General features: G+C 71.4%; 13 protein-coding genes. 10 read left to right on the forward strand and 3 right to left on the reverse strand.

Annotation, left to right across the window (positions count from 1 at the left end):
* Positions 1-5: 5 nt before the first annotated feature.
* Positions 6-1,652, reverse strand: coding sequence for an APC family permease (locus tag ACFVWD_RS16180; RefSeq protein WP_389596651.1), 1,647 nt, complete (start codon positions 1,650-1,652; stop codon positions 6-8).
* Positions 1,653-1,852: 200 nt separating this feature from the next.
* Here ACFVWD_RS16180 and ACFVWD_RS16185 point away from each other — a divergent pair, with 200 nt between their 5' ends.
* Positions 1,853-3,025 carry a S1 family peptidase gene (locus tag ACFVWD_RS16185; RefSeq protein WP_389596652.1) on the forward strand — a complete coding sequence of 391 codons (1,173 nt, stop codon included), beginning with the start codon at positions 1,853-1,855 and terminating at the stop codon, positions 3,023-3,025.
* 73 nt (positions 3,026-3,098) lie between these two features.
* On the opposite strand, the gene paaK is transcribed toward ACFVWD_RS16185, so the two are convergent.
* Both paaK and paaI read right to left on the reverse strand, forming a co-directional pair.
* On the reverse strand, positions 3,099-4,454 hold the full coding sequence (paaK, locus tag ACFVWD_RS16190; RefSeq protein ID WP_389596654.1) for a phenylacetate--CoA ligase PaaK: 1,356 nt from the start codon (positions 4,452-4,454) through the stop codon (positions 3,099-3,101).
* Positions 4,451-4,840, reverse strand: coding sequence for a hydroxyphenylacetyl-CoA thioesterase PaaI (gene paaI / locus ACFVWD_RS16195; protein WP_389596760.1), 390 nt, complete (start codon positions 4,838-4,840; stop codon positions 4,451-4,453). The genes paaK and paaI overlap by 4 nt, the downstream gene beginning before the upstream one ends.
* A gap of 147 nt (positions 4,841-4,987) precedes the next feature.
* Here paaI and paaN point away from each other — a divergent pair, with 147 nt between their 5' ends.
* The 9 genes from paaN (at position 4,988) to paaE (ending at position 13,482) form a co-directional block, all read left to right on the forward strand.
* On the forward strand, positions 4,988-6,712 hold the full coding sequence (gene paaN / locus ACFVWD_RS16200) for a phenylacetic acid degradation protein PaaN (RefSeq protein ID WP_389596656.1): 1,725 nt from the start codon (positions 4,988-4,990) through the stop codon (positions 6,710-6,712).
* A complete protein-coding gene (locus tag ACFVWD_RS16205) occupies positions 6,705-7,928 on the forward strand; it encodes a thiolase family protein (RefSeq protein WP_389596658.1) in 1,224 nt (407 codons plus the stop codon). Before paaN ends, ACFVWD_RS16205 begins: the two co-directional genes overlap by 8 nt.
* Positions 7,929-7,965: 37 nt before the next feature.
* The gene (locus tag ACFVWD_RS16210; RefSeq protein WP_389596659.1) at positions 7,966-8,712 is read left to right on the forward strand and encodes an enoyl-CoA hydratase/isomerase family protein; all 747 of its coding nucleotides are present in this window, start codon (positions 7,966-7,968) and stop codon (positions 8,710-8,712) included.
* On the forward strand, positions 8,709-9,584 hold the full coding sequence (locus ACFVWD_RS16215) for a 3-hydroxyacyl-CoA dehydrogenase family protein (protein WP_389596661.1): 876 nt from the start codon (positions 8,709-8,711) through the stop codon (positions 9,582-9,584). The genes ACFVWD_RS16210 and ACFVWD_RS16215 overlap by 4 nt, the downstream gene beginning before the upstream one ends.
* Before the next feature lie 96 nt (positions 9,585-9,680).
* Positions 9,681-10,679, forward strand: a complete 999-nt coding sequence (gene paaA / locus ACFVWD_RS16220; RefSeq protein ID WP_101402432.1) for a 1,2-phenylacetyl-CoA epoxidase subunit PaaA — start codon at positions 9,681-9,683, stop codon at positions 10,677-10,679.
* Positions 10,676-10,978: a 1,2-phenylacetyl-CoA epoxidase subunit PaaB gene (gene paaB / locus ACFVWD_RS16225; protein WP_382188287.1), complete on the forward strand. Its 303-nt coding sequence runs from the start codon at positions 10,676-10,678 to the stop codon at positions 10,976-10,978. The genes paaA and paaB overlap by 4 nt, the downstream gene beginning before the upstream one ends.
* Positions 10,979-10,988: 10 nt before the next feature.
* Entirely contained in the window at positions 10,989-11,816 is an 828-nt protein-coding gene (gene paaC / locus ACFVWD_RS16230) for a 1,2-phenylacetyl-CoA epoxidase subunit PaaC (protein WP_389596663.1), read from the forward strand.
* Positions 11,810-12,364, forward strand: coding sequence for a 1,2-phenylacetyl-CoA epoxidase subunit PaaD (paaD, locus tag ACFVWD_RS16235; RefSeq protein WP_389596665.1), 555 nt, complete (start codon positions 11,810-11,812; stop codon positions 12,362-12,364). Before paaC ends, paaD begins: the two co-directional genes overlap by 7 nt.
* The gene (paaE, locus tag ACFVWD_RS16240; protein WP_389596667.1) at positions 12,364-13,482 is read left to right on the forward strand and encodes a 1,2-phenylacetyl-CoA epoxidase subunit PaaE; all 1,119 of its coding nucleotides are present in this window, start codon (positions 12,364-12,366) and stop codon (positions 13,480-13,482) included. The genes paaD and paaE overlap by 1 nt, the downstream gene beginning before the upstream one ends.
* Positions 13,483-13,521: the final 39 nt, after the last annotated feature.

The raw sequence follows: 13,521 nt of genomic DNA on the forward strand, positions 1-13,521 counted from the left end.
CGTACTCAGTGCAGCGTGGCCTCCTCCGGAACGACCACCTGGTCGACCATGCGCCGGATCCGTTCCGTGGGGAGGGCCACCGCCATGGCCCAGTAGTAGATGGCGAGGCTGAGGACCGTGACCGCAGCCATGTCCCACCACAAGGGGAACCACGGGTGCTTGAGGGGGCCGAAGTCGCTGGCGTAGACGATGAGGCCCATCCCGATCAGATAGGCGGGGAGCCACTGGGCGGCGCGCAGATCGAGTTGGGGCGTGATCGGGTTCATCTTGAACACACGGTTGGCGATGAGGATGACGTAGCCGATCAGGATCGCGATGCCCAGTTTCCAGTCCGTGGTCCAACCCGACCACAGGATGAGGAAGTTGGCGACGACGAAGGCCAACGGGGACATCCAGCCGCCGCCGGGCAGCCGGTACGGGCGGTCGACGTTCGGAAGGCGGCTGCGGAAGGCCCCGAAGGACAGGGGCGCGCCGGCATACATCAGCACGCTGGCGCTGGTGATCAGCCCCACCAGCGAGCGCCAGCTCGGGAACGGCAGGAAGCACACACAGCCGACGACGAAGGCGGCGATGAGCCCGACCCAGGGCACCCCGTTCCGGTTGGTCGCCTCGAAGGACGACGGCACATAGCCGTTGCGACTGAGTCCGTAGGAGACCCGCGAGGAGCCGGTGATGTAGATCAGGCCGGTGCCGGCGGGCGAGACCACCGCGTCGAGGTAGAGGAGCGTGGCCAGCCAGCCCAGACTGATGAGCGTGGCGACCTGCGCGAACGGACCGGTCAGGGTGTTGAAGGCGGCGGTGGCCCAGGTGCCCTGGATCTGGGAGGCGGGAAGCGCGGCGAGGAACGCGACCTGAAGCAGGATGTAGATGATCGCGCCGATCGCGATGGAGCCGATCACCGCACGCGGGATGTCGCGTTTCGGGTTGGCGCTCTCACCGGCGAGCTGGTCGGCCTGTTCGAATCCGAGCAGCGCGAAGATGATGCCGCTGGAGGAGACCGCGGACAGGATGCCCTTCGCGCCGTAGGGGTTGAACCCGTCTGCGGCGGTGAAGTTGCCGACGTGGAACTGGGCGATGGCGAACACGAAGATCGTCAGCAGCGGGATGCCGACCTTCCACCAGGTCGCCGCGCTGTTGGTGCGGGCCAGCAGGCGGATGCTGAGGAAGTTGACGGCGGTGATCACCGCCATCAGCCCGACCGCGACCGCGATCCCGGAAGCGGTCAGGATGTGCTGGCCCCCCTGGGTCTTCAGCCAGCCGTTCGCCCATGAGTAGTGCTGGCCGTACGTGATCATGGCCAGCACCTCGATCGGTGCCACCGTGACCGCCTGGAGCCAGGAGAACCAGCCGAACGACGCTCCCGCCGCGCCGCCGAACGCGTAGTGCGGGAAGCGGGCCGTACCGCCGGACACCGGGTACATGCCGCCCAGTTCGGCATGGACCAACGCCAGGACGAGGATCGCGACACCGCCGATCCCCCAGGAGATGATCGCGGCCGGGCCCGCCGCCGCCAGGGCACCCTGCGCGCCGAACAGCCAGCCGGACCCGATGATCGACCCCTCCGAGGCCCAGATCAGCCCGATGAATCCGACCTCTCGCCTCAGGCCGGGAGGCCCGGCATGCGTGGCGGGTGCCGCTTCGGTAGTGCCCATGACTCTCACCCCTGCACCAAAGGGGATATACATCGCAATATCGCGATATCGGTACTTTAGCTTCCGAATGACGTGAGCACGAGCGTCAAGACGGGCCCGTTCCGCATCGACAACCATTGACATGCACGCAACACACTTCCAACACTGAACCCCAAAGGTCCACACCTTCTCCGGCAGTTGAGAATGGAAGGGGTTCACCCATGCGACGTGTTGCGCGTCTTCGCTGGGGCCTGTCCGTCCTGTTAGCCCTCGGCACGTGCACTCTGGGGCTGTTGCCCGTCGAAACGGCGACGGCACAACCGGCCGGTCCCCGCCCCCTCTCCCCCGGCCTGGTCACCGCCATGCAGCGGGACCTCGGCATCACCGCGTCGCAGGCCCGCACCAGGGGTGAGCGTGAAGCCGCCGCCGCGAAGCTCGCGCCGCGGGCCGAGCAAGCGGCGGGACGGACGTTCGGCGGTTCCTGGTACGACCCGACGCGCGGCACCCTCGTCGTCGGAGTCACCGACACGAACACCACGGCGGCCGACGCCGTACGAGCCACCGGCGCCACGGTCGTACGGGTCACACACAGCGCCCGGACGCTGGACGCGGCCAAGGCCGCCCTCGACGACATCGCCACGTCGGACGGCGCCCCCACAGCCGTCCGCAGTTGGCATGTCGACCCCCGCACCAGCAGCCTGGTGGCCGAGGTCCGACAGGGCGCGGAGCACAGCGCCGCAGTGACGGCGTTCCTGGCACCCGCACGCGAGGCAGGTCTGCTCACGGTCCACACCTCCGCCACCGCAAAGGCGCCGCGCACGTTCTCCGCGGGCACCGTCGGCGGCGACCCGTACTACATCAACGGCAACACCCGCTGCTCCATAGGCTTCTCCGTGGTGGGCGGCTTCGTGAGCGCCGGGCACTGCGGCTCGGCCGGCAGTTCCGTGGCCGGCTGGGACGGCTCGGCGATGGGCACCTTCGCCGGATCGTCGTTCCCGGGCAACGACTACTCGTACATCCGGATCGGCAACGGCTGGTGGACCGTACCGGTGGTGCTCGGCTGGGGCACCGTCAGCGACGTACTCGTCCGCGGCTCGGCCGTGGCCCCCGTCGGCTCGTCCATCTGCCGCTCCGGCTCCACCACCCACTGGCACTGCGGCACCGTGCTGACCCAGAACGAGACCGTCAACTACAGCCAGGGATCCGTCTACGGCCTCACCGGCACCAGCGTCTGCGCCGAACCCGGCGACTCCGGCGGCTCGTTCATCACCGGCGACCAGGCCCAGGGCGTGACCTCGGGCGGCTGGGGCAACTGCACGAGCGGCGGCCAGACCTGGTTCCAGCCCGTGAACGAGATCCTCAGTACGTACGGACTCACCCTCGTCACCGCCTGACTTCCACGGGCCGCGGGCCGAGCGATCCCCGCTCGGGCCGCGGTCGGGTAGAACTCCCGCGGTCACCGGCAGGTCACTGCTGACGGAGATCCTTCACCCGGCGGAGCTTGCCCAGCGAGCGTTCCAGGGTCTCCGGGTCGACGATCGCCACCTCGACGGTGACACCCACGCCGTCCTTGACGCCCTGGACGATCGTCTTCGCGGCCGCCTCCCGCTGCTCGGTCCCGGTCCCGGGGCGCGCCTCGACGCGGACGGTCATGTGGTCCATCCGGCCGCGCCGGGTCAGCTGCACCTGGAAGTGCGGGGCGACACCGGGTGTGCGCAGCACGATCTCCTCGATCTGACTGGGGAAGACGTTCACACCACGCAGGATGATCATGTCGTCGGAGCGGCCGGTGATCTTCTCGATGCGGCGGAAGGCGGGCCGTGCGGTGCCGGGCAGCAGCCGGGACAGGTCGCGGGTCCGGTAGCGGATGATCGGCAGGGCCTCCTTGGTGAGGGAGGTGAAGACCACCTCGCCCTCCTCGCCCTCGGCCAGCACGGCGCCGGTGAACGGATCGACCACCTCGGGGTAGAAGTGGTCCTCCCACACATGCAGCCCGTCCTTGGTCTCGACGCACTCCTGCGCGACCCCCGGGCCGATCACCTCGGACAGGCCGTAGATGTCGACCGCGTGGATGTCCATGCGCTCCTCGATCTCACGGCGCATCGCCTCCGTCCACGGCTCGGCCCCGAAGATGCCCACCTGGAGGGAGGTCGTGCGCGGGTCGACGCCCTGCCTCTCGAACTCGTCGAGCAGGGTGAGCATGTAGGACGGGGTGACCATGATGATCTCGGGCTCGAAGTCCTGGATGATCTGCACCTGGCGGGCCGTCATGCCGCCGGAGGCGGGGATCACCGTGCAGCCGGCGCGCTCGGCGCCGTAGTGCGCGCCCAGACCGCCGGTGAACAGGCCGTACCCGTAGGAGATGTGCACCTTGTGGCCGCGACGGCCGCCGGCCGCGCGGATGGAACGGGCGATCACGTCGGCCCACATGGAGAGGTCGTTCTCGGTGTATCCGACAACCGTGGGGCGGCCCGTGGTGCCGCTGGAGGCGTGGATGCGCCGCACGTCCGCCATCGGGACGGCGAACATGCCGAAGGGGTAGGTCTCCCGCAGATCCGCCTTGGTGGTGAAGGGGAACCGGGACAGGTCCTCCAGGGAGCGGCAGTCGTCGGGCTTGATCCCGGCCTCGTCGAACTTCCTGCGGTACAGCTCCACGTTGTCGTACGCGTGCCGCAACGTCGCCCGCAGCCGGTCGAGTTGGAGCTCCCTCAGCTGCTCGCGGGTGAGGCGCTCGCCCTCGTCCAGCAGATCCTGCGGAAGCGGCTCTCCCAGGCGGGCCGGGCGGGGTCCGGTGGCCGCGCCGGCCGTCGCTGCGGTGTTCATCGCGACTCCTTCGTCGTCGTGCCTCTGATACTGCGGCTGCGTCCGCGGAACTCCGCGATCACCTCGTCGCCGCGCAGCACGCTCACGTCGTAGATGCCGCTGCGGCCGAACCGGGCGCGCTCCCGTGCCGTGGCCACCAGGACGTCACCCTCGTACGTCGGGGCGACGAAGTCGATGTCGGCCCCGGCCGCGACGGTCACGGGTCCGTGGCTGTTGCAGGCGCAGGCGAAGGCGGTGTCGGCGAGCAGGAACACATAGCCGCCGTGGGCGATCCCGTGTCCGTTCACCATCGTCGGCGTCAGGGTCATCCGGAGCACGGCGGTCCCTTCGCCCTGCTCGAGAAGCTCGATGCCCAGCGCCCGGGACGCCTCGTCCGCGGCGAACATCGCCTCGGCGGGCGTCGCCCCGGCCGATGTCGCTCCTGTGGCCTGCGTCACCTTTTTCACCACCTTGTGTCCCGACCGAACATTCGGTTAGCGTGCGGCACGGCCTAGTAATCCAGCATCACCACTGCCTGTCAAGAGGTGGAACGCATGCCCCAGAACCTCCCCGAGCGTCCGGACTTCTTCGCCCGTCACCGCGCCCTGCTGGAGCAGGCGGTCACCGCCACCGCGAGCCGCGGCCACTGGACCCCGTATCCGGAGTCGCCCAGCAGGTCGGTGTACGGGGAGGACGCGGCGAAGACCGGGGAAGCGGCCTTCCATGACCGGCTGGGCGGTCACTTCGAGCTGCCCGGCCACCCGGCGAGCGGCACGACGTCCGCCACGGAGACCTCCCCTTACGGCTTCCCGCTCGGCGTCACCTACCCCCGCCTCACGCCGGAAGAGGCCGTGGCCGCCGCGAAGGCCGCCACCGGCTCCTGGCGTGCCGCGGGCCCCGACACCCGGGCCGGTGTGGCGGCGGAGATCCTGGCCCGGCTGAACGCCGCGAGTTTCGAGATCGCGCACGCCGTGCAGCACACCACCGGCCAGGCCTTCGTGATGGCGTTCCAGGCGGGCGGACCGCACGCTCAGGACCGCGGTCTGGAGGCGGTGGCGTACGCCTGGGCGGAGCAGAAACGCCATCCGGAGGCGGCCCGCTGGAGCAAGCCGCAGCGCAAGGGCGGTCCACTGCTGATGGAGAAGAAGTTCACGCCGGTCGGACGCGGGGTGGCGCTGCTGATCGCCTGCAACACCTTCCCGACCTGGAACGGCTACCCCGGTCTGTTCGCCAGTCTGGTCACCGGCAACCCGGTCGTCGTCAAGCCGCACCCGGGCGCCGTCCTGCCCCTGGCGATCACCGTGCGCATCGCGCGCGAGGTGCTGACCGAGGCCGGCTTCGACCCGAACCTGGTGATCCTCGCGGCGGAGAGCGCCGAGGAACGCACGGCTTCGGCGTACGCCCTCCACCCGGACGTACGGATCATCGACTTCACCGGCTCCACCGCCTTCGGCGACTGGCTGGAGACACACGCCCGCCAGGCCGCCGTGTACACGGAGAAGGCGGGCCTGAACACGGTCGTCCTGGATTCGACGGACGACTACCGCGGGCTGCTGGGCAACCTGGCCTTCTCGCTGTCCCTCTACAGCGGGCAGATGTGCACCACCCCGCAGAACCTCCTCGTCCCCCGCGAGGGCTTCGCCACCGACCAGGGCGTGAAGACCGCCGACGAGTTCGCCGCCGACCTGGGCACGGCGCTCGACAAGCTGCTCGGCGACCCCGCCCGCGCGGCCGGCACGCTCGGGGCGATCGTCAACGACGGGGTGCGGGAGCGGCTGGAGGAGGCGGCCGGGCTCGGTCGTACGGTGCGGGCGTCCGCGCCGGTCGAGCACCCCGAGCACCCGGACGCGGTCGTCCGTACGCCGCTGGTGGCCCGGCTGGACGCGGACGCCGACCGGGAGACCTACACGCGCGAGTGGTTCGGGCCGGTCTCCTTCGTGATCGGCACCGACTCCACCGAGCACAGCCTGCGGATCTTCCGGGAGACCGTGCGCGCGCACGGCGCGCTGACCGCCGCCGTCCACTCCACCGACGAGGACGTGCTCGCCGCCGCGGAACTGGCGGCCCTCGACGCGGGAGTGCACCTGTCGGAGAACCTCACCGGCGGCGTCTTCGTCAACCAGTCCGCCGCCTTCAGTGACTTCCACGGCAGCGCCGCCAACCCGGCGGCCAGCGCCACCCTGTCCGACCCCGCCTTCGTCACGGGCCGCTTCGCCACGCTCCAGTCGCGTCGGCCCGCCACCGCCGAGGAACACACCGAGGAGTCCGCAGATGCCTGACGAGGTCTTTCTGATCGACGGCGCCCGCACCCCGCAGGGCCGGTACGGAGGCGCGCTGGCCTCCGTACGGCCGGACGACCTGGCGGCCCTGGTCGTCGGCGAGGCGGTGCGGCGCAGCAGGGTACCGGGCGAGACCGTGGACGAGGTCATCCTCGGCGCGGCCAACCAGGCCGGTGAGGACAACCGGGACGTGGCCCGCATGGCCGTGCTGCTCGCCGGCCTCCCGCACACCGTGCCCGGTTACACCGTCAACCGGCTGTGCGCGTCCGGGCTGACGGCGGTCGCGAACGCGGCCCAGGCGATCCGGTCCGGGGAGGCCGACCTCGTCGTCGCCGGCGGCGTGGAATCGATGACCCGCGCGCCCTGGGTGATGGCCAAGCCCGGCACCCCGTGGGCCAAGCCGGGCGAGGTGCACGACACCTCGCTGGGCTGGCGCTTCACCAACCCGCGTTTCACGGCCTCCGACCGGGCCGTGCCCGCCGGCGCGGGTCCCGAGACGGCCAAGGTGACCCTGTCGATGGGGGAGACCGCCGAAGAGGTCGCCGCGCTCGACGGCATCACCCGCGCCGACTCCGACGCCTTCGCGCTGCGCAGCCACCAACGGGCGGTGGCCGCGCAGGAGGCCGGGCGCTTCGACCGCGAGATCGTGCCGGTGCGGGTGAAGGACGGCGAGATCACCCGCGACGAGGGCCCGCGCCCCGGCACGACCCTGGAGAAGCTCGGCACCCTGCGGACCATCTTCCGGCCGGAGGGCATCGTCACCGCCGGTTCCTCCTCGCCGCTGTCCGACGGCGCCGCCGCGCTGGTGGTGGCGAGCGCGGCGGCCGTCGAGCGGTACGGGCTCACCCCGCGCGCCCGGATCGTCACCGCCGCCTCGGCCGGCGTACAGCCCAACCTGATGGGGCTCGGCCCCGTACCCGCCACCGAGAAGGCCCTCGCCCGGGCGGGCCTGGAGAGCGGCGACCTGGACGCGGTCGAGCTGAACGAGGCCTTCGCCGCGCAGGCACTCGCGGTGATACGGCGGTTGAAGCTCGACGAGGAGAAGGTCAACGCCGACGGCGGTGCCATCGCGCTCGGCCATCCCCTCGGCTGCTCCGGCGCCCGCATCCTGCTCACGCTGATCGGCCGGCTGGAGCGCGAGGACGCCCGCCGGGGCCTGGCCACCCTGTGCGTGGGTGTCGGCCAGGGCGTCGCGATGCTCGTGGAGCGCGTATGAGCGCCGCGGACGGGTCCCCGCCGGTCGAGGCGCGCGCATGAGCGGCGGGTACGAGACGCTGCTGGTCGAGGAGCGCGACGACCGGGTGGTTGTCACCCTGCACCGCCCCGAGGCCCGCAACGCCATCAGCGGGCTGATGATCCGCGAACTGCACGCCGTGTGCGACCTGCTGGAACGTGACCCGAGGTTCCTGCTGCTGACCGGGCACGGCGGCGTCTTCGCGGGCGGCGCCGACATCGCGGAGCTGCTGCGACGCGGCCGCGACGAAGCCCTGCAGGGCATCAACAGCCGCCTGTTCGAGCGGGTGCGCAGACTGCCCATGCCGACCCTGGCCGCAGTCGACGGCTGGGCGCTCGGCGGCGGCGCCGAACTCTCGTACGCCTGCGATCTGCGCATCGCGGGACCGGACGCGGTGTTCGGCAACCCCGAGCCGGGGCTCGGCATCCTCGCCGCGGCCGGGGCCTGCTGGCGGCTGCCCGAGCTGGTCGGTGAGTCGGTGGCCAAGCAGGTACTGCTCGCCGGACGGAACCTGGACGCGCGGGCGGCGCTGGCGGCCGGGCTGGTCATCGATGTCGTACCGGCCGACCGGCTCCTCGACGAGGCGCACGCGCTGCTGGACCGGATGGCCCGCTCCTCGGCCGCGGCCCTGCGCCTGACCAAGCTCGTGGTCGACTCCCCGGGCGCCCATCCGGTCGCCGACGACCTGGCTCAGGCCGTGCTGTTCGAGGGACAGGACAAGCGGGAGCGGATGACCCGCTTCCTGGAGAAGAGGAGCAGGGCATGAACACCCCCACGGCAGACACCGTGTCCGCACCCTCCGTCGTGGGCGTGATCGGCGGCGGCCGGATGGGCGCCGGCATCGCCCAGTCGTTCGCGGCCGCGGGTTCGTCCGTGACCGTCGTGGAGAGCGGCGAGCAGGCCGCGGCCGCCGCACTGGACCGGGTCGCCACCGGGCTGACGCGCGCCGCCGAGCGCGGCAGGCTCGACGCGCCCGCCGAGGACGTGCTCGGCCGGGTCTGCGTCGTCGGCTCGGTCGACAAGCTGCCCCGGACGTCCGATCTCGTCGTCGAGGCCCTCCCCGAGGACGCCTCGCTCAAGGCCCGGCTGCTCGCCGCCGCCGAGCGGGCCCTGAGTCCGGCGACCGTCCTGGCCAGCAACACCAGTTCCCTGTCGGTCACCGACCTCGCGTCGGCTCTCTCCCGCCCCGGGCGCTTCCTCGGCATGCACTTCTTCAATCCGGTGCCGGCCTCCGAGCTGATCGAGATCGTCGTCGCCCCGGAGACCGAGGACGCGACCGTACGGCTGGCGCTCGCCTGGACGCACGCCCTCGGCAAGAAGGACGTCGTCGTCAAGGACTCCCCCGGGTTCGCCAGCAGCCGACTCGGCGTGGCGCTGGGACTGGAGGCGATCCGCATGGTCGAGGAGGGGGTCGCCGGGCCGGCGGCCATCGACGACGCCATGAGCCTCGGCTACAAGCACCCCATGGGCCCGCTGCGCCTGACCGACCTGGTCGGACTGGACGTACGCCTCGCCATCGCCGAGCACCTGCACGCCACGCTCGGGGAGCGCTTCGCGCCGCCGCGGCTGCTGCGTGACAAGGTCGCGCGCGGCGAACTGGGGCGCAAGACGGGGCAGGGTTTCTACGCCTGGCCCTGAGCGGCCCCCCGGCCGGGCAGGACGAAAGTCTTGCCCGGCCGGAAGAAAACCGTCACACTGGAACCGAACGAATGGTCGGTAGGGAAGCTGGTATCGATGACCACGACACACTCCGCCGCCACCGGCGCCGACGGCGTCGGGCCGGCGGCCGAAGAGCGGCTCCAGGAGCACTTCGACGCGACCGTCGCGCGTGACCAGCGGGTCGAGCCGCGCGACTGGATGCCCGACGGCTACCGCAAGACGCTGATCCGGCAGATCGCGCAGCACGCGCACTCGGAGATCATCGGCATGCAGCCGGAGGGCGAGTGGATCACCCGCGCGCCGTCGCTGCGCCGCAAGGCCATCCTGTTCGCGAAGGTCCAGGACGAGGCAGGGCACGGGCTGTATCTGTACTCGGCGGCCGAGACCCTGGGCGCCGACCGCGCCGATCTCACCGAACGGCTCATCGAGGGCCGGCAGAAGTACTCGTCGATCTTCAACTACCCCACCCTGAGCTTCGCCGACGTCGGCGTGATCGGCTGGTTCGTCGACGGCGCGGCGATCTGCAACCAGGTGCCGCTGTGCAGGAGTTCCTACGGTCCGTACGCGCGCGCCATGGTGCGGATCTGCAAGGAGGAGTCGTTCCACCAGCGCCAGGGGTACGAGCTGCTGCTGACCATGATGCGCGGCACCGACGCCCAGCGGGCGATGGTGCAGGACGCGGTGGACCGCTGGTGGTGGCCGTCGCTGATGATGTTCGGCCCGCCCGACGACAACTCCCCCAACTCGGCCCAGTCCATGGCCTGGAAGATCAAGCGCCACAGCAACGACGAACTGCGCCAGCGTTTCGTGGACATGACCGTCCCGCAGGCCGAGAAGCTGGGCGTCGTCCTGCCCGACCCCGAGCTGCGCTGGAACGAGGAGCGCGGACACCACGACTTCGGCACCCCGGACTGGGACGAGCTGATGCGGGTCATCAAGGGCGACGGACCGTGCAACGCCGAGCGGATCTCCCGGCGGCGGACGGCCCACGAGGAGGGCGCCTGGGTCCGTGAGGCGGCCACCGCCCACGCGGCCAAGCAGAGTGAGCGAGCCCGGAAGGAAACGGCGGCATGAGCGACACCGACGGCAAGAAGGACGGCTGGCCGCTGTACGAGGTGTTCGTACGGGGCAAGCGCGGGCTGAACCACGTACACGTCGGCTCGCTGCACGCCGCCGACGACGCGATGGCCCTGACCCACGCCCGCGACCTGTACACGCGTCGCAACGAGGGCGTGAGCATCTGGGTGGTGCGCTCGGAGCACATCGCCGCCTCCACCCGCGACGAGAAGGACCCGTTCTTCGCGCCGAGCGCCGACAAGGTCTACCGCCACCCGACCTTCTACGACATCCCCGACGACGTCCCGCACATCTGAGGAGCAGGGCATGAGTGACGACCACGTCTACCTGACCCTCGCCGAGGGACACGAGGACGACACCCGCTGGGCGTACGGCACCGGCTTCGAGGACCCCCTGCACGGGGTCGACACCACCGTGCCGGACGGGCTGGACACCGCGGAGCTGGCGGCCTCCTGCGTCGAGCTCGCCGACGACGCGCTCGTGTGCGCCCAGCGACTGGCCGAGTGGACCACCCGTGCCCCCGAGCTGGAGGAGGAGGTGGCGCTCGCCAACATCGGCCTCGACCTGCTCGGCCAGGCCCGCCTGCTCTACGCGCGCGCCGGCCAGGTGGACGGCACGGGCCGCGACGAGGACGCGTACGCCTACTTCCGCGACGCCGACGACTTCCGCAACGTACGCCTGGCCGAACTCCCGAACGGGGACTTCGCGTTCTGCGTCGTGCGGCTCCTGGCACTGTCCAGCTGGCGGCTCGCGCACTTCGAGCGGCTCGCCGCGCACCCCGACCCGGTGCTCTCCGCCATCGCCGCGAAGGGCGTCAAGGAACTGGCCTACCACCGCCAGTACGCGGCCGAGTGGGCCGTGCGACTCGGCGACGGCACGGCGGAGTCCCACCGCAGGATGCGTACGGCGCTGGAGCGGGTCGCCCCGTACCTGGGCGAGTTGTTCACGGCCTACGACGTACGCGACGACGTCGTCGCCGTGCTGCGTCAGGTGACCGAGGCGGGCTCACTGCCCATGCCCGTGTACCGGCCGCTGCCCGGCTCCGGACGCACGGGCGAACACACCGAGCATCTGGCGCCGCTGCTGGCCGAGTTGCAGAGCGTGGCCCGCGCTCATCCGGAGGCGACATGGTGACCGTACCGGCCGACGTGCGACGGGCCCGGCACATCGCCGAACAGGTGCCCGACCCCGAGATGCCCATGCTCACCCTCGCCGACCTGGGCGTGCTGCGCGAGGTGTCGCTCGCCCCCGACGGCACGGTCGTCGCGAGCCTCACACCGACCTACTCGGGCTGCCCGGCGATGGCGGAGATGCGTGCCGACGTGGCCGCGCGGCTTACCGCCGCCGGGTACGAGCGCGTCGAGATCCGTACCGTCCTCGACCCGCCGTGGACCAGCGACTGGATCACCCCGGCGGGCCGCCGCAAGCTCACCGAACATGGGATCGCCCCACCCGGCGCCGCACCTCGGCGCCCGGCCGGTCCGGTGCCGCTCGTGCTGACCTCCCCCACGCTCGGCTCCGCTCGCGCGGGGGGACCCCCATCCCGGCGGGCCGCCGTGCCCTGCCCGCGTTGCGGCTCGGCGGACACGGAGGAGACGTCCCGCTTCGCCGCCACGTCCTGCAAGGCACTCTGGCGCTGCCGCGCCTGCCTGGAACCGTTCGAGTACGTCAAGGAGATCTGATGGACGACCTGATGGAGTCGGCCGCCCCCGCCCCGGCGGTACGCCCGCGTACCCGCCGCCGGCCGGCCTTCCACTCCCTGCGGGTCGCCGCCGTGCAACCCCTGTGCGAGGACGCGGCCGCGGTCAGCTTCGACATCCCGGCGGAACTGGCCGAGGAGTTCGCCTTCGCTCCCGGGCAGTCGCTCACTCTGCGGCGCGAGATCGACGGCCGTGACGAGCGCCGCTCGTACTCCATCTGCTCTCCGGCCGGATCGGTGCCGCGCATCGGGGTGCGGGTGGTGCCGGGCGGCCTGTTCTCCGCATGGCTGGTGCGGGAGGTGCGTCCCGGAGACACGGTCGAGGTCATGGCACCGACCGGCGCCTTCACACCCGACCTCACCACCCCCGGCCATCATGTGCTGATCGCGGCGGGCTCCGGCATCACCCCCATGCTGTCCATCGCCGAGTCGGTCCTGGCCGCGGACTCCCGCTCGACGGTCACCCTCTTCTACGGCAACCGGCGCACCGACACCGTGATGTTCGCCGACGAGCTGGCCGACCTGAAGGACCTCTACCCGGCCCGGTTCCAGCTCGCCCACGTCCTCTCCCGCGAGCCCCGCGAGGCCGAGGTGCTCTCCGGCCGGCTGGACGCCGAGCGGCTGTCGGCGCTCGTCGGCTCGCTGGTCGACGTGGCGGGCGCGGACCACTGGTGGCTGTGCGGCCCGCACGGCATGGTCCGCGACGCCCAGCGGGTGCTGGCCGGGCTCGACGTACCGGACGAGCGGGTCCACCAGGAGCTGTTCTACGCCGACGACGAGCCCGTGCGGGAGGTGCACCACCAGGACAAGGCCACCGAGGGCCCGGTCAGCGAGGTCACCATCACGCTCGACGGCCGCTCCACGACCGCCGCCCTGCCTCGCGGTCGGAGCATCCTCGACGGCGCCCAGAAGACCCGCCCCGACCTGCCCTTCGCCTGCAAGGGCGGCGTGTGCGGCACCTGCCGGGCCCTGGTCACCGACGGCAAGGCCGACATGCGCCGCAACTTCGCCCTCGAACCCGCCGAGGTCGACGCGGGGTATGTCCTTACCTGCCAGTCGTTCCCGGTCACGGAGACGCTCGCCGTCGACTACGACAGCTGACGAGGTCGCCCGTCGCCCCCATCGGGAAGGGTTGTGGCA

It is taken from the genome of Streptomyces sp. NPDC058086 (genome assembly GCF_042885015.1).
Classification (GTDB): Bacteria; Actinomycetota; Actinomycetes; order Streptomycetales; family Streptomycetaceae; genus Streptomyces.